Annotated in this window: 26 protein-coding genes, 1 tRNA gene and 1 pseudogene; 11 read left to right on the plus strand and 17 right to left on the minus strand. The window is 26.3% G+C overall.

The genetic code is table 11. The features are described from left to right. Positions 1-182: 182 nt before the first annotated feature. The 7 genes from NY022_RS08830 to NY022_RS08860 are packed head-to-tail and all read right to left on the minus strand — an operon-like array spanning position 183 to position 6277. Positions 183-1358, minus strand: a complete 1176-nt coding sequence (locus tag NY022_RS08830) for a methyl-accepting chemotaxis protein (protein ID WP_267525390.1) — start codon at positions 1356-1358, stop codon at positions 183-185. Further along, the gene (locus NY022_RS08835; RefSeq protein ID WP_267525392.1) at positions 1359-1841 is read right to left on the minus strand and encodes a PAS domain-containing protein; all 483 of its coding nucleotides are present in this window, start codon (positions 1839-1841) and stop codon (positions 1359-1361) included. A gap of 2 nt (positions 1842-1843) precedes the next feature. Next, on the minus strand, positions 1844-2596 hold the full coding sequence (locus tag NY022_RS08840; protein WP_267525394.1) for a UDP-N-acetylmuramate dehydrogenase: 753 nt from the start codon (positions 2594-2596) through the stop codon (positions 1844-1846). After that, positions 2586-2852: a hypothetical protein gene (locus tag NY022_RS08845; protein WP_267525397.1), complete on the minus strand. Its 267-nt coding sequence runs from the start codon at positions 2850-2852 to the stop codon at positions 2586-2588. The genes NY022_RS08840 and NY022_RS08845 overlap by 11 nt, the downstream gene beginning before the upstream one ends. Next, positions 2852-4063 carry a phosphopyruvate hydratase gene (gene eno, locus NY022_RS08850; RefSeq protein ID WP_267525398.1) on the minus strand — a complete coding sequence of 404 codons (1212 nt, stop codon included), beginning with the start codon at positions 4061-4063 and terminating at the stop codon, positions 2852-2854. Before eno ends, NY022_RS08845 begins: the two co-directional genes overlap by 1 nt. Continuing rightward, positions 4035-5069, minus strand: a complete 1035-nt coding sequence (gene recA / locus NY022_RS08855) for a recombinase RecA (protein WP_267525432.1) — start codon at positions 5067-5069, stop codon at positions 4035-4037. The genes eno and recA overlap by 29 nt, the downstream gene beginning before the upstream one ends. A 38-nt stretch (positions 5070-5107) precedes the next feature. Continuing rightward, a complete protein-coding gene (locus tag NY022_RS08860; protein WP_267525400.1) occupies positions 5108-6277 on the minus strand; it encodes an MFS transporter in 1170 nt (389 codons plus the stop codon). Positions 6278-6340: 63 nt separating this feature from the next. On the opposite strand from NY022_RS08860, the gene thyX reads away from it, so the two are divergent. The 4 genes from thyX (at position 6341) to NY022_RS08880 (ending at position 9097) form a co-directional block, all read left to right on the plus strand. Continuing rightward, positions 6341-6964, plus strand: a complete 624-nt coding sequence (gene thyX / locus NY022_RS08865; RefSeq protein ID WP_214118613.1) for an FAD-dependent thymidylate synthase — start codon at positions 6341-6343, stop codon at positions 6962-6964. Beyond that, positions 6951-7817: a menaquinone biosynthesis family protein gene (locus NY022_RS08870; RefSeq protein WP_214118615.1), complete on the plus strand. Its 867-nt coding sequence runs from the start codon at positions 6951-6953 to the stop codon at positions 7815-7817. The genes thyX and NY022_RS08870 overlap by 14 nt, the downstream gene beginning before the upstream one ends. Then, a complete protein-coding gene (locus NY022_RS08875) occupies positions 7814-8344 on the plus strand; it encodes a cysteine hydrolase family protein (protein WP_267525403.1) in 531 nt (176 codons plus the stop codon). The genes NY022_RS08870 and NY022_RS08875 overlap by 4 nt, the downstream gene beginning before the upstream one ends. A gap of 105 nt (positions 8345-8449) precedes the next feature. Next, positions 8450-9097, plus strand: coding sequence for a helix-turn-helix transcriptional regulator (locus NY022_RS08880; RefSeq protein ID WP_267525405.1), 648 nt, complete (start codon positions 8450-8452; stop codon positions 9095-9097). Here NY022_RS08880 and smpB read toward each other — a convergent pair. Together smpB and NY022_RS08890 are read right to left on the minus strand one after the other, a co-directional pair. Next, entirely contained in the window at positions 9094-9531 is a 438-nt protein-coding gene (gene smpB / locus NY022_RS08885; protein ID WP_267525407.1) for an SsrA-binding protein SmpB, read from the minus strand. The two genes, NY022_RS08880 and smpB, sit on opposite strands and share 4 nt — an antisense overlap. An 8-nt stretch (positions 9532-9539) precedes the next feature. Then, the gene (locus NY022_RS08890; RefSeq protein ID WP_267525409.1) at positions 9540-10448 is read right to left on the minus strand and encodes a DUF4105 domain-containing protein; all 909 of its coding nucleotides are present in this window, start codon (positions 10446-10448) and stop codon (positions 9540-9542) included. A 52-nt stretch (positions 10449-10500) separates the two neighbouring features. Here NY022_RS08890 and NY022_RS08895 point away from each other — a divergent pair, with 52 nt between their 5' ends. After that, the gene (locus tag NY022_RS08895; RefSeq protein ID WP_267525411.1) at positions 10501-11580 is read left to right on the plus strand and encodes an Mrp/NBP35 family ATP-binding protein; all 1080 of its coding nucleotides are present in this window, start codon (positions 10501-10503) and stop codon (positions 11578-11580) included. Positions 11581-11600: 20 nt separating this feature from the next. On the opposite strand, the gene NY022_RS08900 is transcribed toward NY022_RS08895, so the two are convergent. The 5 genes from NY022_RS08900 to NY022_RS08920 form a co-directional block, all read right to left on the minus strand. Beyond that, complete coding sequence (locus NY022_RS08900; RefSeq protein ID WP_267525413.1) at positions 11601-11972, minus strand: hypothetical protein; 372 nt, start codon at positions 11970-11972, stop codon at positions 11601-11603. Continuing rightward, a complete protein-coding gene (locus NY022_RS08905) occupies positions 11965-13329 on the minus strand; it encodes a cytochrome P450 (protein ID WP_267525414.1) in 1365 nt (454 codons plus the stop codon). Before NY022_RS08905 ends, NY022_RS08900 begins: the two co-directional genes overlap by 8 nt. Continuing rightward, entirely contained in the window at positions 13329-14438 is a 1110-nt protein-coding gene (locus tag NY022_RS08910) for a DUF829 domain-containing protein (RefSeq protein ID WP_267525416.1), read from the minus strand. The genes NY022_RS08905 and NY022_RS08910 overlap by 1 nt, the downstream gene beginning before the upstream one ends. A gap of 27 nt (positions 14439-14465) precedes the next feature. Continuing rightward, the gene (locus NY022_RS08915; RefSeq protein ID WP_267525418.1) at positions 14466-15527 is read right to left on the minus strand and encodes an SPFH domain-containing protein; all 1062 of its coding nucleotides are present in this window, start codon (positions 15525-15527) and stop codon (positions 14466-14468) included. A 103-nt stretch (positions 15528-15630) separates the two neighbouring features. After that, on the minus strand, positions 15631-16548 hold the full coding sequence (locus tag NY022_RS08920) for a branched-chain amino acid transaminase (protein WP_267525420.1): 918 nt from the start codon (positions 16546-16548) through the stop codon (positions 15631-15633). Between the two features lie 94 nt (positions 16549-16642). On the opposite strand from NY022_RS08920, the gene msrP reads away from it, so the two are divergent. The 3 genes from msrP to NY022_RS08935 are packed head-to-tail and all read left to right on the plus strand — an operon-like array spanning position 16643 to position 18653. Beyond that, positions 16643-17509, plus strand: a complete 867-nt coding sequence (gene msrP / locus NY022_RS08925) for a protein-methionine-sulfoxide reductase catalytic subunit MsrP (protein ID WP_267525434.1) — start codon at positions 16643-16645, stop codon at positions 17507-17509. Then, positions 17509-17979, plus strand: a complete 471-nt coding sequence (locus NY022_RS08930) for a hypothetical protein (RefSeq protein ID WP_267525422.1) — start codon at positions 17509-17511, stop codon at positions 17977-17979. The genes msrP and NY022_RS08930 overlap by 1 nt, the downstream gene beginning before the upstream one ends. Then, on the plus strand, positions 17976-18653 hold the full coding sequence (locus NY022_RS08935; protein ID WP_267525424.1) for an MqnA/MqnD/SBP family protein: 678 nt from the start codon (positions 17976-17978) through the stop codon (positions 18651-18653). Before NY022_RS08930 ends, NY022_RS08935 begins: the two co-directional genes overlap by 4 nt. Before the next feature lie 20 nt (positions 18654-18673). Here the strand turns inward: NY022_RS08935 and NY022_RS08940 are convergent, their stop codons facing one another. After that, positions 18674-19009 carry an HU family DNA-binding protein gene (locus tag NY022_RS08940; RefSeq protein WP_267525426.1) on the minus strand — a complete coding sequence of 112 codons (336 nt, stop codon included), beginning with the start codon at positions 19007-19009 and terminating at the stop codon, positions 18674-18676. A 193-nt stretch (positions 19010-19202) separates the two neighbouring features. On the opposite strand from NY022_RS08940, the gene NY022_RS08945 reads away from it, so the two are divergent. The 3 genes from NY022_RS08945 (at position 19203) to yedF (ending at position 20982) form a co-directional block, all read left to right on the plus strand. After that, positions 19203-19279 (plus strand) — tRNA-Met (locus NY022_RS08945). A 331-nt stretch (positions 19280-19610) separates the two neighbouring features. Beyond that, positions 19611-20768 carry a selenium metabolism membrane protein YedE/FdhT gene (gene yedE / locus NY022_RS08950; protein ID WP_267525436.1) on the plus strand — a complete coding sequence of 386 codons (1158 nt, stop codon included), beginning with the start codon at positions 19611-19613 and terminating at the stop codon, positions 20766-20768. After that, complete coding sequence (yedF, locus tag NY022_RS08955; RefSeq protein WP_267525428.1) at positions 20758-20982, plus strand: sulfurtransferase-like selenium metabolism protein YedF; 225 nt, start codon at positions 20758-20760, stop codon at positions 20980-20982. The genes yedE and yedF overlap by 11 nt, the downstream gene beginning before the upstream one ends. A gap of 573 nt (positions 20983-21555) precedes the next feature. On the opposite strand, the pseudogene NY022_RS08960 reads toward yedF, so the two are convergent. Both NY022_RS08960 and NY022_RS08965 read right to left on the minus strand, forming a co-directional pair. Continuing rightward, positions 21556-22385: pseudogene (locus tag NY022_RS08960) on the minus strand (IS1595 family transposase); the annotation flags it as partial. Between the two features lie 123 nt (positions 22386-22508). Next, complete coding sequence (locus NY022_RS08965) at positions 22509-23378, minus strand: BspA family leucine-rich repeat surface protein (RefSeq protein ID WP_267525430.1); 870 nt, start codon at positions 23376-23378, stop codon at positions 22509-22511. Between the last annotated feature and the right edge of the window lie 983 nt (positions 23379-24361).

The following is a 24361-nucleotide window of genomic DNA, read 5'->3' on the forward strand; positions in this document are numbered from 1 at the left end:
ATTTAGAATTGATTATAAACCTAGTCCTAATACAAGCATAGGTTTAGACTTAACTAAGAGTATTACAAAACACTTTAATAATAACTACAATGTAAATTTAGGGTTTGCTTATAATTTTTAATCTAATACTAAATTAGTATTAGATTAAAATAATTAATGCAAAATATAAATAATAAATTTAATTAACATTCTTTACACAAATGAAAAATACTTTCTTCGAATTCTTTAGCTAATGCTATTTGCTCTTGTATATCATCACTCGCATATAATCTATCATAAAGCGATAAAACTTCTTGAAATTTATGTCTTAAAGTAATTTTTATAGAATGCAAAATACTTTCTTCTAAATTTTTATTTTGTTTTAAATTTTTATTCAGTAAACACTCAATCGCATTATTTTTATATAACAAAAGATATATTTGTATAAATAAATTATTTTGAGAAATATTACAATCTTTAGCCCTAATATAATTATCATTTGATAAAACTTTATAAGAATTTAATGTATCATAAAATTCATTAGTTCTAGCCATATTTTCATCACTAATACCACTTATACTATTAGAATACTCTAAGCATTTATTAACGCTATCTTTTAAAGAATTTATATTTAAACTAATTATATTTGTAGCATCTTGTGTATTATTTGCAAGCTTACTAACCTCATCAGCGACCACAGCAAATCCCTTACCATAATCACCTGCACGAGCTGCTTCAATAGCTGCATTTAAAGATAAAAGTTGTGTTTGATCCGTTATATCCTTTACAATCTCTACTATCTTTGAAATTTCATTTGCTTTTTCATTCAAAGAATTTATTAATTCTTTAAATAATTGTATGTAATGTTGCAAATCCTTAGAGCTATTTGCTAAACTCTCAACTTTTACCTTTGTAACATTTGCATCATTTGCTATTTCTTCTGAAGTTTTTAAAATATGATTTAAACTACCTTTATTATTCAATAAAGCATCACTTAAAATTTCTATTATCTTAGAATCATTGCTATTTTGTTGTATTGATATACCCAATTCATTAATTTTTTGTGCATATAAACTTTTTGCGATACTAATAATTGCATTTGATATATCTTTTGCTGTATCTTTAAACCTTCCATTTAATCCTACAGTATCAATATTTCTATAACATTTACTAGCAAATGCAAATTCAATAGAGCTTGCTACTTCTCTTTGCCATACTTCTATTTGGTCTAATAAATTATTAATACTATGAGCTAATAAAGAATATTTACTATTATCTTTAATACCACTTACTCTAGGCTCTAAATATCCTTTTGATGCATTATCTAATACATTTATAATTTCTTTTAATAATTTATCATTATAGCTATCAAAAAACATTTATTTTCCTTGTAAATTTAAAACAAATTCATCATAACTTAAACCATTAAGAATATCTCTTAAATAATTCCATGATGCTTGAATACCTTGTAATTTCTCTATTTTTAACATATTTGCATATAAATTTATAATATTATCTTTTGCATTTTTATTAATTGCACGACGAACGGAATAATAACCTATAGGCTCTTTTTCAAGATTATATGATGTGCTAATATTAGCAAACACCCAATAATAACCTCCATCAAATGTTTTATTTTTTACAAATGCAAATACTTCTTTGTTATCTTTTAATTCATTCCATAAATATCTAAAAATTGCTTTTGGCATATCAGGATGTCTTATAATATTGTGTGCTTTATTTAATAAGTCATTTTCTTTAGCATTTACTATATCTAAAAATGCTTTATTAGCATAAGTTATATAGCCTTTCAAATCTGTTTTTGTAATAATAAATGTATCATTATCTAACTCTTTTTCCATACTTATTCCTTAATAATTACCTCATTATCTAATAAAACATTAAATTTTTTAAATACCTCATCACGAGCTAAATTTATTAAATAAATCGCGTCATTAAAAGTAGCCTTATTAAAATTTATTAAAAAATTAGCGTGAATATCACTAATTTTCGCTCCACCCTTAACCCTGCCTTTAAGCCCTACTTTCTCAATCAACGCACCAGCACTAAAGCCTTGTGGATTTTTAAAAATACTACCAAAACTAGCACCTTTTGGCTGATTTTCTCGCATTTTCTTAAACATATTTAATCTTTGAATACTAAAAATATCGTTTGTTTTCAATCTTATTGCGTAAATAGTACCGGTAATATCACTATTTCTATAAGTAAAATTTGGTTTAATCCATTTACCATCAACATTAACACTCTCAATAAAATTAGCAATTTCAAATTCTTTCATACCAGCATTCATTTTAGTAATACCACCTAAAAAACCAGGTAAATGGCATAAAAATTCAAATCCACCTATATTATTCTTTTTAGAATATTCAAAAAATTTATAAGATGAAGTCTTAGCACCTACTTCTAAAATTTCACCGCAATTATTTATATAATCAAATTTATCACCTAAAATAGCCAAATTTTTAGGATTATTTATTAATAAATTACTAGCATTTCCAACTATAAAATAATCATTTTGAACAACTTCATTAATTATTTTAACATCACAAATGCCACCAATTTTTACACTTGAATATTTTGAAAAATCAATTATCATAATTACCTTGTATGCTTAACAATTCAAAATAGGCTTTTTGTAACTCTGCATTTTCTCTATTTAATTCTACAATTTCTTTTTTTACATTTTCTATTTTATTTTCTAAAATAGCATTAGTAGTTAAAGAATAATCACTCAAAAAAACCGCCGATACAAAAAATCCTATTATAGCTGCATATAAAATTAATTCTAAAAAATCAAATAAACTAGCACCTAAAATACTAAATTTATCATCATCTTTTTTAAATAAATCCATTAAAATCCTGCTTCAATTTCAAGCAATCTATTATATTTAGCTGTTCTTTCTCCCCTTGCAGGAGCACCTGTTTTAATATACTTGCAAACTAATGAAAAATCAGCTATGAAATTATCTTCGCTCTCCCCACTTCTATGGCTCATTATAGTATTATAACCATTTGCGTGAGCTAGTTTAATAGCGTCTATTGTTTGAGAAATTGAGCCGATTTGATTAGGCTTGATTAAAATCGCATTTGCCATGCCTTCATCAATGCCTTTTTGTAATAATTTAACATTAGTTACGAATAAATCATCTCCTACTAATTGTGTTCTTGAGCCGATTTTTTTAGTTAAATTAACCCAGCCTTCATAATCTTGCTCTGCAAGTGCATCTTCTATGCTTAAAATAGGATATTTTAATAATTTTTCATATTCATTAATCATCTCATCGCTGCTTAGCTTTTTGCCCTCATAATCATATTTTCCATCACTATAAAGCTCACTTGCTGCAACATCTAATGCTAGATTGATTTTGCCACTAAAACCTGCTTTATTAATAGCTTCTAACAATAATTCAATAGCTTCTTCATTGCTTCTTAAATTAGGTGCAAATCCACCTTCATCTCCTAATGCTGTGCTTAAACCTTTTTTCTTTAAAATATCTTTTAAAGTATGATAAGTAATTGCACTTGAGAATAATTTTTCTTTAAAAGTATCAAAACCCGTTGGAAGCAACATAAACTCTTGAATATCTATATTATTATCAGCATGAGCTCCACCATTTAATACATTTAGCATAGGTGTAGGAAGTGCGTTAAACTCTCCACATAAATATCTATATAATGGTAAATTACTAGCATTTGCTCCTGCTTTTGCAACTGCCATTGAAATTCCTAAAACTGCATTAGCACCTAAGCTAGAATAATTACTCGTGCCATCAACTGCTAATAAATGCTCATCAATTTCTCTTTGATTAAATACGCATTTGCCTATAAGTCCAGCTGCAACATGCTTAGCATTATTTACTGCTTTACTTACGCTTTTACCGAAGAAATAGCTCCCACCATCTCTTAATTCTAAAGCTTCATTAATCCCTGTGCTAGCACCACTTGGAACTATTGCTTCGCCACTAATACCATTTTCTAAAACTACCTTAACCTTAACGCTAGGATTACCCCTACTATCTAGCACTTCAAGTGCATCAATCTTCGCTATTTTCAAAACTTTCATCTCCTTCTAGTGTAATATTTTCGCCTATACTAGCTTTAATTTTTTCTGCAATTTCATTTGCTATTTCTTTATTTTCTTTTAAGAAAATTTTAGCATTTTCTCTACCTTGACCTAATTTATTACCACCATAGCTAAGCCAAGCACCACTTTTATCTACAATATCAAGCTTAATACCATAATCAATCAATTCGCCCTCGTAGCTAATGCCTTCGCCAAACATTATATCAAATTCAGCCGATTTAAATGGAGGTGCAACTTTGTTTTTAACTATTTTTGCTTTTGTTCTATTTCCAATAGGCTCTTCACCTTGTTTTAATGTAGCTGTTTTTCTAATATCAATTCTTACACTTGCATAGAACTTAAGTGCATTTCCACCAGTTGTTGTCTCTGGGCTTCCATAACCCATTTGACCTATTTTCATACGAATTTGATTTATAAAAATTACCATTGAGTTCATTTTTGCTACAACTGATGTTAATTTTCTTAACGCCTGACTCATAAGTCTTGCTTGAAGACCTACATGAGTATCTCCCATCTCTCCATCAATTTCAGCCTTAGGAGTAAGTGCAGCAACACTATCCACTACTATAAGTTCTACTGCTCCACTACTTGCTAAGCGTTCTACAATCTCTAATGCTTCTTCTCCGCAACTTGGTTGAGATACTAATAAATCATCAGTAATTACACCTAGATTTTTTGCATATACAGGGTCAAGTGCGTGTTCAGCGTCAATAAAAGCACAAGTGCAACCCATTTTTTGAGCTTGAGCAATTATTTGCAAGGTTAAAGTAGTTTTTCCACTACTTTCTGGTCCATAAATTTCTATTATTCTTCCTTTAGGAACCCCACCAATTCCAAGTGCAATATCCAGTCCAAGCGAGCCTGTAGAAATTGGTTCAGCCTTTACAATAGGCTTATCTCCAAATCTAACAATAGCACCTTCTCCACAAGTTTTATTAATACTTTTAAGTGCGGCTTCAAGAGCTTTTGCTTTATCATCAATTATTGCTGTTTCTTTTGCTTTTGCCATACCTTTCCTTTTTTTTAATTTTTTAATTTGATTTTTAACCTAAGATTATAAATAAATAAGAATATTGCTATAAATGTTGCTATTAAAAAAGTATCTCTTGGATGATGAAGATTAAATAAATATTCAAAAATTCCATCAATTATAGGACTAGAAAATTGTCCGCTAAAAACAGCTATACTAGCTACAGCCATATTTGTAGCAAGATTTTGCTTTTTACTCCTAGTACTAATTTGTGAAAAGAAAAATGGCAATGTCAAACCCATAGCAATACCATTTAATATAGCTCCAAGTATTCCTAAAATCAACATTAAATTTATTCCAAAAATCTCAATAACACTATTAAGCCTTATAGAAAATAATAAAAAAGCCAGTATATAAATAAATGTTCCAATAATTTTTATTTTTGTTTTTATTTTTTTAATCAAATTTGCTAATTTCATAGAAGCAATTGCTCCAAATAAGCCATTAAGCCCCATAATTACACCAATAAAACTTGCGCTAATGATTTGCTCTTTTTGATAAATTATTGAAAAATTATTCGTAAAATTAAAAAACAAAACTTGGACTAAAAATAAATTAATATAAATTCCACTAAGATTTTTTATATTTCTTAAATCTAATTTCTTTTTTTTCTCCGCTATTTTTATATTAGGTAAAAAAATCATATTTAAAACAAATAAAACCAAAGCAAAAAGATATATTAAAAAGCTATATTGCCAAGAAATTGACGCTAAAAAGCCAGAAAAACTAACGGTAATAACTGCTCCTAATTGATTACACATTGCACTAAGTCCCATTAGTTTTCCTTGCTCTTCTTTTTTAAATAAAAAGCCAAGTAAAGAAACACTTAATGGCATTAAAAAGCCAGTGCCTAAGCCTAAAATCGCTCTAAACACCAAAACCTGAATTATGTCATCTAAGAAAAATGGAGCAACCCCGCCAACTATAAACAATATAAAACCTATAAAAGCAAGTTGCTTAACGCTTAAATAATTTGCTAATTTTGCAAAAATTAAGCTTGAAAAGATAATAAAAAGTGAAGGTAAAGTAATAATTAATTTAATAAGTAATTCACTATCATTTGAAAAATGCTTAGCAATAAGTCCTAAAGCAGGTGCAACGGCAGCTCCACCTGTAACGGTTGCTAAGGAAATACTTAAAATTGAGATTTTTAGCATATTCATTGAAGTTTCCTTAAGATTTATATAAAAAAACTATAATGAAAAAAATCAAATTAAAGGCAAATAATGAGAATTACACTACTTAATTACACCCCACTAAATATCTGTTCTCACGCTATGAGAACTTGTTGGCAAAGCTTTGATAAAGGCGATAACGGAGGAGAAAAAGACTGCGAACTAATAAATCGTATCGGAAATATTTATAAGCACTCTAGCACGCTTGAACATTTAAATTATAATTTTTATATTCAAGGCATTTCAAGAGCTTGTTTGCAAGAATTAGCAAGACACCGCCACGCAAGTTTATCAGTAAAAAGCACTAGATATACTCTAAAAGAACTAAGAAATGAAAGTGAGTTTAAGGAATTTGATTTTGCTAATGCACAAAAATATATTGTGCTAACTGGAAATCGCTTGGTTGATAATGCTAGTATTTGTGCTTTAGAAAAACTAAGAATTATTTTAAATACCGAAGGAATGACACAAGATATTGCTAAATATGCCTTGCCAGAATGCTATAAAACCGAGCTTACTTGGAGTATAAATGCAAGAGCTTTACAAAATTTCTTAACTCTTAGAACTAGTAAAGCCGCACTTAAAGAGATTAGAGAACTTGCATTTAATATCTATGAAGCTTTACCTAAAGAGCATAAATTCATTTTCAAAGGTTGCTTAAATGAAGCAAATTAGCCTAGCTCATAGCCCTGATGCTGATGATATTTTTATGTATGCAGCAATTCGCTATGGTTGGATAAGTTCGGAGTTTAATTATACTAGCGTTGCTGATGATATAGAAACGCTAAATAAAGCAAGTTTAAATAATATTTATGATGTTTGTGCAATTTCTTTTGCTGTGTATCCTAAAATTCAAAGCGAATATGCCTTGCTAAGATGTGCTACTAGTTTTGGCAATGGCTATGGTCCAAAACTAATCACTCTAAAAGATAAGGTTTTAAAACCTAATTTTAAAGTGGCTTTAAGTGGGGAAAATACCACAAATGCTTTAATTTTTAAACTAGCATATCCTAATGCAAGAATTACTTATATGAACTTTTTAGATATAGAAAAAGCTGTTTTAGATGGTAGTGTAGATGCTGGGGTGTTAATACATGAGAGTATTCTTAATTTTAGTGATAAATTAAGAGTTGAGCGTGAGATTTGGGATATTTGGGCGGAGTTTTGCAAGGCTGAATGTGGCGAAGTGCTTACCTTACCGCTTGGTGGAATGGCAATACGCCGCTCTTTAATGCTAAGTGATGCAATTAAAATTGAAAATGAGCTAACTCGTGCAGTCAAAGTCGCTACTCAAAATAAAGCTTTATTAAGTCGTATATTGCTTGGCAAAAACGAAGTGAGAGTAAATGAAGATGAGCTTAATAAATATCTAAGTCTTTATGCAAACGATGATAGTATTAGTTTAAAAGATGAGCAAATAAAATCACTTGAAGTATTGTTTAAATTAGGTGAGCGAGTTGGCTTTAGTCCTTGTGATGTAAGGCTTAATCTAATTCCAAGCGAATACGAAAGCTTAAGAAATTCATGAAAAATCTTTTAATAATAGTAGATTTTCAAAATGATTTTGTGAGTGGGTCGCTAGGATTTGAAAATGCTTTAAAAATTGAAAATGCCATTATCAATAAATTTAAAATTTATGAAAAAAATAATGATGATATAGTATTTACGATTGATTGCCATGAAGATGATTATTTAAGTAGTATTGAAGGGCAAAATTTACCAATAAAACATTGTATAAAAAATACAAAAGGTATTGAAATTTACGGAGCTTTAAATGATTTATCAAAAAACTATAAAAAATTTTATAAAAATACATTTGGCTCACTTGAATTAGCAAATTTCATAGCCACAAAAAATTATAAAAATATAGAGTTAGTAGGACTTGTGAGTAATATTTGCGTTTTCTCAAACGCTATTATGGCAAAATCGGCAAGTCCTAATTCTAATATTTTAATAGATGCTAGTGCTACTAGTTCAAACGATTTGTTTATGCAAAAAATATCATTTGAAGTGCTAAAAAATTTACACATACAAATAATTAATGATGGATTATAATTTTTTATTTTTGTGTAATAAAAAATTAGTTAAATTTAATAAATTATTTGCAAATTTAGAATAATATAAAAAACTAATATAATTTATCTTTAAGTTTAAAGATGTATGGGGGATAAAATGGAGCAAAAAACTAGAACAGAATATATCAAATTAGTTCATTTTTTAGCACAGGCTTTAGGTAAAGACTATGAAATAGTATTACATGACATTGGTGAAGATGGGGTTAGCATAGCAGAAATTGCAAATAATCACATAAGCGGAAGAAGTATTAATTCTCCTATAACTGGCTTTGCACTAGAATTATTAAATAAAAAAGTATATGAAGAAAGAGATTTTTTAAGCAATTATAAAGCTAGTGCTGGCAATAAAAATATAAAAGGAAGTACATTTTTTATAAAAGAAGGTGATAAATTAAGTGGAATGCTATGTATAAATTATGATAAAAGTAGAATTGAAAATATAGCAGCACAACTACTAGGACATGAAATTACAAATGATGAACAAGCCTATGAAGAAATGTTAAGTCTTGATTTGAATGAATTAATTTTAGAGCTCACTGGATTTTCTTGTGATGAACTTAAAAAAAGAAATTTAAAACCGAAAGATAGACAGAGTATAGTAGATAAAATTTATGAAAAAGGAATATTTAATATAAAAGGTTCAATTCCTGAGATAGCACAATTATTAAACCTTTCAGAATCAAGTATTTATCGTTGCATAAATAAAGCAAAACAAAGCTCAAATAAACATTAACAATATTCCCTAGCCTCGCGTTTAAGGTCTCTTTCCTTTATCGCTTGGCGTTTATCGCTTAAATTTTTACCTTTAGCTAAGGCTAAAGTTCCTTTTACCATACCTTTTTTAAAATATAAATTAAGAATTACTAAGGTATAACCACTTGTTGAAATTTTACCCACTAATTTATCAATTTGCATCCTGTGTAATAATAATTTCCTAGCCCTTCTTTGCTCATGTGTAAAATATTTATTAGCTGTATTCATATGTCCTATGTGAGAATCAAGAAGCCAAGCCTCTCCTTTGATTATTCTTACGAAAGAATCCTTTAAATTAATTTTGCCATGCCTTATAGCTACTACTTCACTACCTTGCAATACTAATCCACATTCTAAAGTATCTATTATATGGTATTCAAATCTAGCTTTTTTATTTTCTGCTATACTTTTCATTTTTATCCTTAAAACATATATAAAACACCGATTTTAGCAAATTTTTTATTAGTAATTAATTCAAATCTTAAATTTTTATAATCCTTATATGCTAAAAATTTAAGATTATTTTTATCAACACTTAATTTTAATCCAAAATTATCATTATTATAAATATATCCACCATTTAAGCCATAATTATTAATTCCAACAAAAAAACCTTTATATTCATATCCTAAAAAGAAATTTGTATATAAATGATTTTTTTTAAATTTATAACCTAAATCCAATTCGTAACTAAATTTATTATATTCAGCTAAATCAATTAAAGAAAATAAATCCTTATTAAATGTAAAAAGGCTTAATTTATGACTAAATTTATGATTCATCTCTAAAAATCTTAATCTAAAATCAATTCTATTAACATTATTTTCATATAAATAATAAATACCAATATTAGAAAAATTTTGTTTTTTATCAGTATTCAAACTTACAAATTTAGCCGGAACTAAACTATTTTTTAAATATACATTATATTGTTTAGCATATTCACTTAACGCTGAAGCACAATTTTTATGTAAAAATGTATATGTATCATATTTATCTTCTTCGTAAAAAAAAGCCGATATATTAGCTAGTTCTATATCACTAACATTAATATCATAACATGTTACATTTCTATTATCTTTACGATAAAACCCTATTAATTTATCCCTTTCTAAAATCTCAAAAATTGCCTTTGTACCAAATAAAGCCTTAAAATTACTAGCTATATCCATGTTACTATCAAGGTTAAAACTAGCAGCTCTATCACCGTAAGCTAAAAAAATATGTCCAAAAAATGTTTCGACTCTTTTATAATCTTCATCAACATAACAAATTTCAAGCCTATTTGCCAACAATAATAATGGTAAAAATAATAATATTACAAATTTCATCTTATTATTTTACTTTTTTTGTTAGCATAAAAGGTAAAAAAAGGAGAAAAAAATGGAAATAATTGAACTATTCAAAAATGTCAAATATCCTAATTTTCAAAAGGATATTGTAAGTTTTGGTTTTGTAAAAAGGTGCGAATTAGCAGGAGATATTATCCTAATGGATATTGAAATTCCAGCTGCAAGTGTAGAAATAGCAAATGCTATTAGAAATGAATGTGAAGCAATAGCTAGAAATAATCATTATAAACTTGAGCTTAAAATCATTCAACCAAAATTAGAAGAGCCAGAAGTAAAAAGACCAAAAATCAAAAATCTAGCTCCACAAATTAAGCATTTTGTGATGATTAGTAGTGGAAAAGGTGGAGTTGGCAAAAGTACAACTACTCTAAATCTAGCATTATCACTTGCAAAACTTGGTAAAAAAGTAGGAGTGCTAGATGCTGATATATATGGTCCTAATATGCCAAGAATGCTTGGTGCTGAAAATGAAAAACCTGTAGTAGTAGGCAATAAAATCCGTCCTGTTAAAGCTTATGGAATTGAGTTTATGAGTATGGGAATTTTAATTGAAGAAGGACAAGGATTAATGTGGAGAGGCTCTATGGTTATGAAAGCGATTGAGCAGCTTTTATGCGATGTGTTATGGAGTGAGCTTGATGTATTATTACTTGATATGCCTCCAGGAACAGGTGATGCACAAATTACTCTAGCTCAAAGCGTGCCTGTTAGTGCAGGAGTTTGCGTTAGCACCCCACAAGCAGTAAGTCTTGATGATAGTAAAAGAGCTTTAGATATGTTTAATAAATTAAATATACCTGTAGCTGGTGTAATTGAGAATATGAGTGGTTTTATTTGTCCTAATTGCGATATTGAGCATGAGATTTTTGGTAAAGGTGGAGCGCTTAATTTAGCTCATGAATATGATTGCTCTGTTTTAGCTTGTATTCCTATTGATTTATCAATTAGAACGGGTGGAGATAGTGGTAAGCCTATTTCTATGTGTGAGCCAAATTCAATAGTAGCAAAAAGATATGAAGAAGCTGCATTTAAATTAATTGAGTTTTTAAACACTACTAAAGCTGATAATTCTAGTATTCAACCAACGACAAATACTCCAGCTTGTCATTAATCGTAGTTCATATACTACGATTAATTTTTATTAATTCCTATAGTTTGTTTATCTAAACCTTTTTTTAACATAATTTCTACTATTATTTGCTCTCTTTTATTAGCCTTTTTACAATGGTCTTTTTCAAATTTATCAGTTATCCAAATTATAACTTTTGCCCATTTTTTATCTCTTTTTCTCCACGCATGAGATGATATAGATTCTACTGCATAACCATTAAATAATGTTGCATTTACAAAATGATCTAATGCTCTTACGCCTTGTCTTATTCTAGCAGTATCACCAAATATGCCAATAATAACTATAAAAAAATAAGAAATAATTGCTAATGGAACTATAATACATAATAAACATGTGCCTATTAATTTTTCTTTTACATTAAATTTATTCATTATTCCTTCTAATAAATTTTATTCTCATACCATTTGCTGAACGAATTGTTAAACGACCTACTATATCTGGAATAAACCCATTTTCTAACTCAAGTTTATAATTTTTTAAAATATGAGCTAAAATAATTATAGCTTCTTGAGTTGCAAAACCCTGCCCTATACAAATTCTTTCTCCTAAGCCAAAAGGTATATATGTATCTTTCTTTATTACTCTATCAAACCTACTTGGGTCAAATTCATGAGGATTATCCCAATAATCATCATGTCTATGTATTAACCAAGGAGCTATTACAACTCCTGCACCAGCTTTTACGGTTTTATCTCTAATCTTGCATTCTTTTCTCACTTCTCTAGCAAAAAATCCAACAGGTGGGTAAAGCCTTAATGCCTCCTTAAAAACATTAGATAAATATTTCATTTTCTTTATGGCATTAATATCTAATATATTTGTTGAAAAATATTCACTTACTTCTTTATAAGCTTTTTCTTGTTCATTTTTTGCTATACTTAATAAATATAAAGTCCAAGTAAGAGAACTAGCTGTAGTCTCATGTCCTGCCAAAAATAACATTGATACCTGACTTAATATTTCATCAAATTCAAACCTTTTATTAGTTTTAGAATCTATTGTTTTTAAAAGTGTTGATAAAATATCATTATAGTTGTCATTTACAATATTTTCATATCTAGGTTTAATAATATCGCTTAAAATTTGTCTTATAGTATTACCTGCTTTATTTCTCTTATTCCCACAAATCATCATATTCAACCAATTAGGTATAAAAAACATTTTTCCTATAGCAAATTTTGCGGTAGTGTCTTGAAATATATTAAAAGCTTCTAAAATTTTTTTTCCATTTTGTAAATCTAATTTTGATGACATAATAGTTCTAAAAATTATATCAGCAGTAGTGAAAGTCATATATTCATCAATCTCTATCACTGAATTATTAGGGTATTTATTAAGTTTTAAAATTAATTCATTGGTTGCTTCATTCATAATATTAAATACTTTATTAACCCTAGTTAATTCAAAAGATGGTGCTAATAATTCTCTTTGTTTTTTCCATACTTCATCATTTGTCGTAAAAACACTAACACCTAATAAAGGTTCTAGCAATTCATGCAATAATGAACTTTTAGGAAAATTATCAACATCATCAACCATCATTCTTCTTACTTCTTTAGTATCATTTATAATATGCAAATCAAACCCCGGCATTTTTACTCTACCGGCTTTCATTTTATAGCTTTTATCATATAAACCATCTAGCCAAGATCTACGTTTAAATAAAAAAGTAGCTAAAATAGAGGCTTTATTTTTAATAGGTTTTGGGTGGAATGGGCAAGTTTTCATTATACTCTCTTTATTTTTTCTTCTAATTTTTTATCACTAGCACTAAAAGCAAAAAAGTCATATTGTCCTAAATAATGCGTAGCGAAAAGATATAAAAAATGAACTTTATACCATTTACGAATAATTTTTTTATAATATGTCTTATCGTAAAGTTTATAAAATGCACTTGATAAATATATAATATTTTTATTTGATTTTACTCCACTAACTTTAAAAAAATCTATTAAATAAAAACAAGCTCCATCAATTTTTGATGTAAAATCAACCCAAAAAATATCTTTATCAGATAAATATTTTAAACATTGCATAAAATAAGAATTATCATTTATTAAAGAACACATTGGAATACACTCACCTAATGTAATAATCTTTAAATTTTGATAATTTACATTTAATCGTTCGCACTTTTTTATAAGCTCACACAATACCATTATATTAATTATTGTTCCAACACTATGAGAAATTAAGATTAATTCATAGTTCTTACTATTATTTAATTTATCAAATATAACATTCACAAATTTATTTATAATATAATCAATATTTTTAATTTTATTTTTAGCTAATCGTGATGAAAAAACAAAAATATTTAACAACCAACTTATAGCAAACTTTTTACATAAAAATAATATAACTTTGTCAAAAATATAAATAAAACATATAAAAAAACAAAAAAATATATAAATATTATTTATATTTTCATACATAACAAAAGTACATATAATCATAAAAATATATATTAAAGTTAGCATTATGGCTGGGTAAAATCCTGTTATTAAAGAATTTTTATACACTCTATAAAATTTAACAAATTGAAAATTAAAAATAAAATGTATTAAAACATAAATATAATCTTTAAAAATATCAAAACTATTTTTGAACCAACATTGTTTTACAATATTATGCCATTCTAAGAAAGTGTATTTTGCATTTAAAGAATTATTATTTATATTAAAATATTTATATTCTTCATCAAATTTTACATTAGTAATATTTATATTTTGATTTGAAATCTTATTATATTCTTTTAAATTTTCCTTATAAAGCTTATAATAAAATCTATAACTTCTAGGATCATATCCAGCTATGTAAAATACATCTCTTTTCATGATAAAAAAAGCCTAAAAAAATTAGGCTTAATTTGATATACTTGTACTCTTTTTAACATTAGCATTATCTACCCAAATATTAGGTACTGCTCCACCAGGTGTTAAGAAAATCTTAGCATCACTATTAACTTTTAAAGCTTCGTTAAATTCTTTTTGAGTTTCAATTTGCTTAAGTTCTAATAATTCTTTATTTAAACTCTTAGCAACTTCTCTATTTGAATACGCTAATGCATCAGCTTCTATCTTTTTAGCATCAGCTTTACCTTGTGCTTCTATAATAGCTGCTTTTGCCGTTCCTTCTGCAAGTGCTGCTTTTTTAAGAGCTTCTTGATTTGCACGCTCTACTTCATACTTAGTTCTTTCAGCTTCTTGTTTTGCTATTTGCACTCTTTCAATTTGTTCTTTTACCTTCTCTGGCAATATAATTCCACGAAGTTTTACACTCTCTAATTTCACTGGCTTATTAGCTTGGTTATCTATACTTTTTCTTGATTCAAGCTCTATTGCAGTTGCTATTTCATTACGCTTAGTAGGTAATTCTTCTGCTGTATATTTTCCAACTACACTTCTTACAACTTCTCTTATCACAGGATCTATTATTTTATTTTCCCAACTTAAACCCCATTCAGCTATAGTTTGAGGAGCATTTGAAGCATCTAAACGATATTGAACAGTGATATCTATAGAAACTGGTAAATTCCTAGCATCAACAACATTAATTGATTCTTTATTTGTAATGCTAGCATTACTAATGCTTTGTTCTCTAGTTCCTTCAAAACTTGCATAGTTTATCTGACGAACGGTCGTATCTACTATCAAAACTCTCTGAAAAAATGGTATTATAAAATGAAAACCTGGTTGTAATGCTATTGGGTCATATTTACCTGTAGTAGCTTTTATCCCAACTTGACCGGAATTTATTACAACATAAGGCTTAGTAACAACTAAAATAAAAAATAAAACTAAAGCGACTATTATAACGCCATTAAATTTACCAAAACCTTTAAAAAAGCTAAAATCAATATTTAAATCTGGCTTTTTATTATCTTTCTTATTTTTATTAAAATAATCATTCAAATCCGCCGGCATATTTCTCCTTATTAATTTAAATTGCTAAACGAATTCAATTCTACATTATTTTGGTTTTATACTGGTAATAAAAAATGAAAACTCAAGATGAGTTTTCAAAATATTAAATATAAGTTAGCCAAGAAGCATATTTTTCATTTCTTCCATATACTATATCAAAGAAAGCATCTTGGATTTTTTTAGTAATTTCTCCACGAGAACCATTTCCTATAACTCTATGATCTAGCGAATTAATAGGAGTAATTTCAGCTGCTGTTCCTGTAAAGAATGCTTCATCGCAAACATAAATTTCATCTCTACTTATTCTTCTTCTAACAACTTCTATACCTAAATCATCGGCTATTTTTAATACAGTATCTTGTGTAATTGATTTTAAAGCATAATCATTTGGTGGTGTAATTAACTCACCATTTTTAACCATAAAAAAACATTCACCAGTTCCTTCAGCAACAAAGCCTTCCTCATCACACATTAAAGCTTCTTCATATCCACTATTAATAGCTTCATATTTTGCCATCATTGAATTTAGATAGTTCGCACTTGCTTTTGCTTTATTAAAATTTGCTTTTGTACTATTTCTCATTAATGACGAAATGCAAACTTTAATACCTTTATTTAAGCCATCTTCTCCTAAATAAGCACCCCATTCCCAAGCAGCGATTCCTACTCTAACAGGAGCTTTTGCATGATAAATCCCCATAATACCATCACCTAAGAAAATTAATGGGCGAATATATGTATTTGAATTAAATTTATTACGTCTTAATAACTCAATTTGCGCATCTTCTAATTCTTTTTGAGAAAATGGTGGAGTAATTGCTGTAATTTTTGCACTTTCTAATAATCTTTTCGTATGATCTTGTAATCTAAAAATTGCCATACCATTTTCTGCTTTATAAGCTCTAGTCCCTTCAAATACTGCATTAGCATAGTGTAATGAGTGAGTTAAAAAATGAACCTTTGCATCAGCAAAATTAATAATTTGTCCATCCATCCAAACATAATCAGCTTTAATTGCCATAACTATCCTTTCAAATAAATTTTTAATATTCTATCAAATTTTTAATAATAATTGTTTATTTTTTTTACATAGAATAAAGATTTAGAAAGGATAAATTATGGTAACAAATAAAAATTATTATTTAAATAGAAGAAATTTTTTAAAGCTCGGTGCTGGAGCCATGGTTTCAAGTGAGGCTATAGCTAATGAGATATTAAAATTAAAAGATTTAGAGCCTAGCAATAATGAATATGCATATAATTATGTAAATTTTTATGAATTTAGTACAGATAAAAGATTATGTGTAAAACTAGCTCAAGAATCAAAATTAAATGAAGAAAAAATAAACATAGAAATTTCAGGTCTTTGTGAAAATCCGATAACATTAACTGACATATCACAATTTAAAGAAGTAAATAGAATATATAAACTAAGATGTGTTGAAGCTTGGAGTATGAATTTACCATGGAGTGGATTTGAATTAAGAGAACTCATAAACTTAGCAAAGCCTAAAAAAGAAGCTAAATTTATTAAATTTACAAGTATTTTCAACCCAGATATATTTCCGGATCAAAAAGGATATGGTGTAATAGATTATCCATATGTAGAAGGGTTAAGATTAGATGAAGCTATGCATCCATTAACAATTTTAGCTACAAAATTATATAACGAACCATTAAAAGCTCAAAATGGAGCTCCTATAAGATTAGTAGTACCTTGGAAATATGGATTTAAATATATAAAATCAATAGCAAAAATTGAATTTACTGATATTCAACCTATTAGTTCTTGGGAAAAATACAATCCTAATGAATATGGATTTTATGCTAACGTTAACCCTAATGTCCCACATCCTAGATGGTCTCAATCTTCTCATAGAGTATTGGGTAGTTTTTTTAAAGAAGATACGGAAATTTTTAATGGATATGGTGATTTAGTTTCATTTTTATATAATGATTTAGATTTAACAAAGAATTTCTAATGATAATATTATTCAAAGCTATAATTTTCACACTTATTTTATTTTTTTTATACTATAAAATTAGTATTGGATACGATTATGTAAAAGATATATATAAGGCAACTGGAATTATAGCTATCATCACATTTTTTATTAGTATTTTATTACCTAATAAATTTATCGTATGGATAAAATATTTTGGAAAAATATCATTATTATTCGCATGTTTACATTTTTTTAACTTTATATTTTTTGATACACAATTAAATATTAAAACAATATTATATAATTTTTTATCACCTAGAAATTTAATAGGATTTTCTGCTATTTTTATAATGACAATGGTATTTTTTAAAAAATATTTTAACTTACTCAACACAGCATTATTTTTAGCATGCTTACATTATGCTATGAGTGTAAAAATTCCCGAGATAATACATTATTGTGCTATATTATTGTCATTTTTATTGCTATTTAAGGATAAAAAATGATTTTTGGAAAAATTAATTATATAAATTTACTACCATTACATTTATATTTAAAATCTTCTAAACTACCAAGCTACATAAAAGCTAGTATAGAATACAAAAAAAATGTTCCTGCAAAACTTAACAAAATGCTAAATAATAAAAAAATTGACAGCGCCATAATATCAAGTATTGAAAGTACTAAAAAAAAATATAAAAATCTTAATATAGGAATATGTGCTAATAAAAAAGTTTTAAGTGTTTTGGTAGAAAAAAATTCTGTAGCTCAAAATGACAAAGAGTCGGCTACTTCAAATGCTCTTGCAAAAATTTTAAATTTAAATGGAAAAGTTTTAATAGGAGATAAAGCTCTAAAAGCTTATACTAACGATAAAAATAAATATATTGATATGTGTGAAATTTGGTATAAAAATACAAATTTACCATTTATGTTTGCCAGATTCTCTAGTGTAAAAAATCATAATAAGGCTAAAAAAATACTAAAAAATTTCATAAAAAAAAATATAAATGCAAATCAAAGACAAAAAATACCTAAATACATCTTAGAATACTTTTCAAACACTAGAAAAATAGCCCAAAAAGATATTAAAAATTACTTGAAATACATATACTACAAAATAGGAAAAAAGGAACGAAAAGCTCTAAAAATATATACGAACAAAATATTATATAAATAGTGACAAAAGTCACTATTTAATTATTTTTTCTTTTTGCATTTACCTGTTTTGCAAGATTCTGCAGCTTCTTTTTCTTTATGTGCTTCAGCTACTTTATCTTTTAAAACACTACTAACTTTAAATTTTACAACAGTTGTCGCTGGAACATTCACAACTTTATCAGTACCAGGAACTCTTGCTTCTCTTTCAGCTCTTTTAGTAGTTGAAAAAGTTCCAAATTTATTAACAGCTATACTTTCACCTTTTGTTAAACATTCTGCTAATACTTCAAATACAGCATCAGTAACTATACCTACATCCTTTTTAGTAAAATCTGCTTTTTCAGCAACTAATGAAATAAATTCCGCTTTGGTCATCTAAAACTCCTCTTATAATATTGTTGTAGCTATTATTCTACAATAAAAAAACAATATTTAGCGTTTTTTAGGTAAAAAAATACAAATTTTTGTTTATTTTTAACACAAATAAACTATCTTAGTAACAATTTTTATATTTCAAATAAATTAATAAAATTTTAAGAAAAAAAATATATAATTCACTTTTTAAATTGCTTAGGTAGCTCAGCTGGTTAGAGCGCTGGTCTCATAAGCCGGAGGTCGGGAGTTCAAGTCTCCCCCTAAGCACCATTAAAACATAAAAATTATTCATTCTTTATACTTCGTATTTTCTTTATTTTTGTAATGTTTTGAGTGTAGTTATTGCCGGAATATTGTATTTATCGCAATATAGCTAAATTAAATTTTGACTAAATAATAAAAAAAATGTTACTTATTCATATAACCTAATTAATAAAAATATATTTATAATCATTGTTTAAATAAATATTTATTAATATAATTTTAATATATTTTTCAAAGCATTATTTAAGTATGCTTTTCTTATAATCATCGCTTTGATTTCAGCTAAGTTTTAGCTATACAAAGGATTTTTATGAAAACTTCAAAATTTGGTGCAGATATTGCACTTTTTAGCCAAACTTACCTAAAAAATTTCTATAGTAATACAAAAGCTGTAATTATTTTAAGTATTATGGCAACAATTTACTTTGCTATTTTTGGTGGAGTTTTTGCAGTAACAGGTGAATTTACTCGTATTGGTGGAGAAATTCTAGAACTTTTTGGTAAAGATTTAAGTGGATACTCTTATTATGTAAAACAAAAATTAGATGGCACTATGTTAACTCGTGTTGATGGTGTTATGATTATTGGTCTTATAATAGGATGTTTACTCTCGGCAAGTATTGCAAACAAGGTATATTTTAGAAAAATTGCTTCTAAAACTAGATTTTTTCAAGCATTAGTTGGCGGGATATTAGCAGGATTTGGTGCTAGACTTGCTTGGGGATGCAATTTAGCTAACTTTTTTACAGGTCTTCCTTATTTTTCTTTACATACTTGGGTTTTTGCTATTTTTATGTGTCTTGGGGTTGCAGCTGCTATTTTGGTGCTAAAAATTAAGATTTTTGCTCCTAGATATGAAATGATTAAAACAAATACTCCACAATTAAAAATAGATACAAATTTAGAGCAAAAAAACAAAGTTATACTCACTTTAAGCATAATAGCATTTTTTGCATTTTTCATATACTTAGCAATTAATGATACTAAAAATCTTCCTATAGCTTTAGTATTTGGTGTAATTTTTGGTTGGCTTATACAAAAAGGGCAAATTTGCTTTACATCTTGCTTTAGAGATTTATTCTTATTTAAACGTGCACATTTTGCTATAGCGTTATTTGTATCAATGCTAATAGCTAGTATTTTTGTATTCGGTTTGCTAAATAAAGGTGGTTATAACGCTAAGGTATTAGAAATATCACTTGGACTTTGTACTGGAGCATTTATATTTGGTTTTGGTATAGTATTTGCAGGTGGGTGTGAATGTGGATTTTTATATCGTGCGGTAGAAGGTCAAACTCATTTTATGATAGTAGGTGTTGGAAACATAATAGGAACTATGTTAATTGCATTAAATTATGATTATCTTCCTAAATGGTTTTTAAGTGGTGAAAAAATAAAATTAACCGGATATACAGGCTTAAGTATAAATTTAATTTTATTCTTAGTAAGTATAGCATTAATAGTTTTTTATGCAAGGAGAAAAAATGAAAATTGATTATTCTATTTCTTTATTAGGCGAACCTTGTCCTTATCCTGCAATTGTTGCTAATGAAGTAATTCACAAGCTAAAAAGTGGCGAAGTATTAGAAATAATTAGCGATTGTCCACAAAGTATTAATGGAATTCCACCTGATATGAAGGCTTTAGGACATAGTTGTGAAGTAGTGCAAAACGGCTCTGTTTTAGGCTTTTATATAACTAAAAAATAATTAATGGGATATTTTCCCATTAATCTAATACTATTATTAAAATATTCAAAATATTTTAAATAAAATCTGATGGTAAAATACAAATAACATTATTGCTATATTATAACTTGTAATTTATAAAACTTACTTATTCAAATTTATTCTATAAAAATATTCAGTAGTTTTCAAAAAAAATAATCTAACAAAAAAACTATTAAGCAAAAATAACAACGCTTTTTTATTTGATTAATATTTTATTATTAAAACATAAATTTTATTAAATAAAACAAGACTAATTTTATAACATATTTTCATAAATTAATTATAAAAATATACTATGTAAATTTTATGATTGCTTTTCAATCAATATTATGATTTAACACTATATTTATTTAAATTAATAAATAATTATTCAATAATATATTTTAAATATTTATATTTAATTTATGTAATACTTTTAATTTATAAAAAAATATACAAATTACATTTATTACTTATTATTTTTATTTGTTTTTATACAATATTAGATAAACATTAAGATTAAAAAATTTTTAGCCTTTTGTATAAATACTAATTTTATTATCTATGTATCTAATACACAAGATAATTGTTTAAATATTTAATTGATACACCTTTAAAATTATCATAGCTTTTAGTTTGCTATGATAATTATTAATAGTTTGGATATTAAAACTTCCAAAAGTGTATTTATTGCGTGATATTCTTATATGGTTTAAATCTAAATCAGACGCTACTTTTAAACTAAAACTATCCGTTACAAAAATACTATTTTTAGCTATTTTATCAACTAATACATTTAATAAATTTGCTAAATTTGGCTTACCTAGATTTGATACTTTAGAAATAGACAAACCATTATTTATAGCATATGCAAACCTGCTCTTTAGATAATCCACGCAAAGTTGCGCTTGCGCCTCTTTTCTTAGCCTTGCGTGGTAACTTAAAATTTTTATGATCAACTTTATATGATAGTGTTAAAAATGTCTCATCAGGTTCAATAACTCCATTTAATGTAATTTCATCCATCATATTTTGTAGTGTATATAAAAATCACCAAGCAAAAACTATAAGTATGATATAAATTTAGCTGTTTTTCTTAATTGGTAATAATATATAATTATACCATATATGTCTTTTTAGTATTAAATATAATGGTTATATTTGTATCGGTAAATGTTTTATTACAAGTTTTACAAATATATCTTTGATGGTTTTTTTACTTTACCGTTTTTTACAAATTTATCACTATTACAATAAGGGCAATTAGTAGCTTTATGTTTATCTATGATTTTATTATTTGCTTTAGGCTCAGTTAAATTGCTTAAAAATATTTCCTTTTCTTTATCAAATAAACTATCAAAAAGCTGGTTGATAATGTCTAATCTGTTATTTGCAATTAGCATACTTTATAGTAATTATTTAAAAAAATATACAAAAAAACAAAATCAATACTTTATTAATATAGCCAAAAAATTAAAATATATTGTTTATTACAAAGGAATTAATTCCTTTGTAATTTTTTATTTTTAAAAATTATTAAATTTAAGATTTGGGCAATTATCAAACATTTCAGATGTATATTCAACACTAGAAGTATCAAAGTATAAATTTTGATTAAAATTATAACAATATGAAAACATTCTACTCATATCAGTTACATTTGAAGTATTAAAATTTAATGGTTGATTAAAATTATAGCAATATTCAAACATTGAGCTCATATCAGTTACATTTGAAGTATTAAAATTTAATGGTTGATTAAAATTAGTGCAACGCCAAAACATCCTATTCATATCAATTACTTTTGAAGTATTAAATCCTAATGGTTGATTAAAACTAGAGCAACAATAAAACATCTTACTCATATCTGTAACACTTGAAGTATCAAAATTTAATGGTTGATTAAAACTAGAGCAACCAAAAAACATTTCACTCATATTTGTTACTTTTGAAGTATTAAATTTCAATGACTTATTAAAACTATGACAATTCCAAAACATCTTACTCATATCTGTAACACTTGAAGTATCAAAATTTAATGGTTGATTAAAACTAGGACAACGCAAAAACATTGAACCCATATCAGTTACATTTGAAGTATTAAAATTTAATGGTTGATTAAAACTAGGACAATAAGAAAACATATGCCTCATAGTTGTTACCCTTGAAGTGTCCCATTTACCGATACCATTAAAAAATTCATTTGGTAAATCAATTCTACAATTAACAAGTTTAAAATCAAAAATACATGACATATCTGTTATTTTACTTGTGTTTATATCTCCTAAATCATTAACAAGCGTAAAGCAAGTATTACGCTCAAAATCACTAGCTAATATTTTTAATAAGCTTTTTAGTTCATCTTTTGTTTGTGGTTCTAAATTAAGTTTTTCCATTTTCTATCCTTTCCTAATAGTTTGAAACTTAATTATACCCCCCCCCAATCTTAATTTTTACTTAAATTACAAACCTAATTCTACCACAACACATTTTTAGATTTAGGTTTACCATTATATTTTTAATTATTTTATATAATTAGAGAAAATAAAATAATTGCGTTTTGAATAATAGAGATAATTTTAATTTATTGTTAACATAAAAATTTTTAGTAAAATATCTAAATTAACTAGTTAATAATTTTCGTATTATTACAAAAAAATATAGTAAATAGAACAAAAACATAACTTTTACCAGAAATAAAAAGAACTTATAAAGTTATATTTTTAACGATTTATTACCAAAATATTTATATTTGAAAATTTTTTTACAGAACTTGAAAGCTTAAAATCTTATAATTTTCATAAAACATTTTTGACAATAATTTTATTTCAAAAAATATATCAATACTAATATTTTATATATTTATTTTAAATAATAATTGTTTGCATTAAAATATAGTATTTATAAAATAAAATATTAATAACTTAATTATATGTTAAAATAATGCTTGGTTTCATTAGTTTACTTAAAAAAATTTAAGATAATTAATTTTATTTTTTCAATTTTTATATAAAAATCAAGTTTGTTAATAAAAATCAATGCTATTTAAAATATTAACAAAACTAAATTCAGACAAATCTAAGACCATTTTCAAATTTATTAATTAACATAAAATACAAAAAATATATGTAGTAAAATTATTATTGCTTATTAATCAATATTACCATCTAACATATCTTTAATTAAGTAAAAAACTATTTAAAAAAAGATTATAGTATAAAATAAAATAAAAAACAACTAAATAAATTAATGATGAATATTTTTAATATAAAATTTATAAAAAACCACACTTAAAAATAAAAACTTACAAAAAATAAATAAAGGATAATAAATGATAATCTGGTGGGCCTAACAAGACTTGAACTTGTGACCTCACCCT

Source organism: Campylobacter sp. MG1 (assembly GCF_026616895.1).
GTDB lineage: Bacteria > Campylobacterota > Campylobacteria > Campylobacterales > Campylobacteraceae > Campylobacter_E.